This window comes from Pseudomonas putida (genome assembly GCF_028682635.1).
In the GTDB taxonomy this organism is placed as follows: Bacteria; Pseudomonadota; Gammaproteobacteria; order Pseudomonadales; family Pseudomonadaceae; genus Aquipseudomonas; species Aquipseudomonas putida_AE.
On sequence record NZ_JANHLK010000076.1, the window covers coordinates 1 to 824 of the forward strand.

The window sequence follows — 824 nt, forward strand, 5'->3', positions numbered from 1 at the left end:
CCTGACCATCACCGGCTTTGACCCGGCCACAGGGGTCGTGAGCTACAGCTACACCCTCAACTACACCGACACCCACCCCAACGCCGACGGCGCCAACAGCATCACCGAGAACTTCGAAGTCATCGCCATCGATGCCGACGGCAGCGAGGCGCGTGGCGAAATCAACGTCAAGGTCGTCGACGACCTGCCGACCGCCAAGCCCGATGCGACCTCGGTGGGCGAGGGCGCAACCGTTACCGGTAATGTGCTGGTGAACGACGTTGGCGGTTCCGATGGCTCCGGCGGTGGTGTGGTCGGCGTGCGTGCTGGCGACGACACCTCGACCCCGGTGCATGGCGGCGTGGGCAGCCAGATCAACGGCACCTACGGCTACCTGACCCTGGATGCGGCAGGCAACGCGCTGTATCACAGCTACCCGAATACGGTGAGTGGCCCGGGCGCGAGCGACGTGTTCACCTACACCCTGCGCGATGGTGACGGTGATGAAAGCACCACCACGGTCACCATCGACGTGCACAACAGCTGCCTGGTGGCGGCCAGCGACCAGGATGTGACCGTCTACGAAAATGCCCTGGAGCAGCCGTGCAACCCCGGCGAAATCGCCAGCGGCACACTCGTCGGCGCGGTCCACGGCGGCAGCGGCACCATCACCTACAGCCTGGTCAGCAATGCCGTCGGCACCTACGGCCAACTGCTGCTACACCCGGACGGCAGCTACACCTACACCCTGACTGCGCCAGCCAGCACCACACCGCCGGCCAACGATGGCGCCAACGTCCTGCACGAAACCTTCACCTACCAGGCCACTGACGCCCTGGGCAACT

The 824-nt window shown here is 65.4% G+C and carries 1 protein-coding gene; it reads left to right on the forward strand.

Going from position 1 to position 824, the window contains the following annotated elements; all coding sequences use genetic code 11:
• Window positions 1-824: Ig-like domain-containing protein (locus NPS56_RS30920; protein ID WP_274078165.1), on the forward strand; the 824-nt coding region annotated here is incomplete at both ends.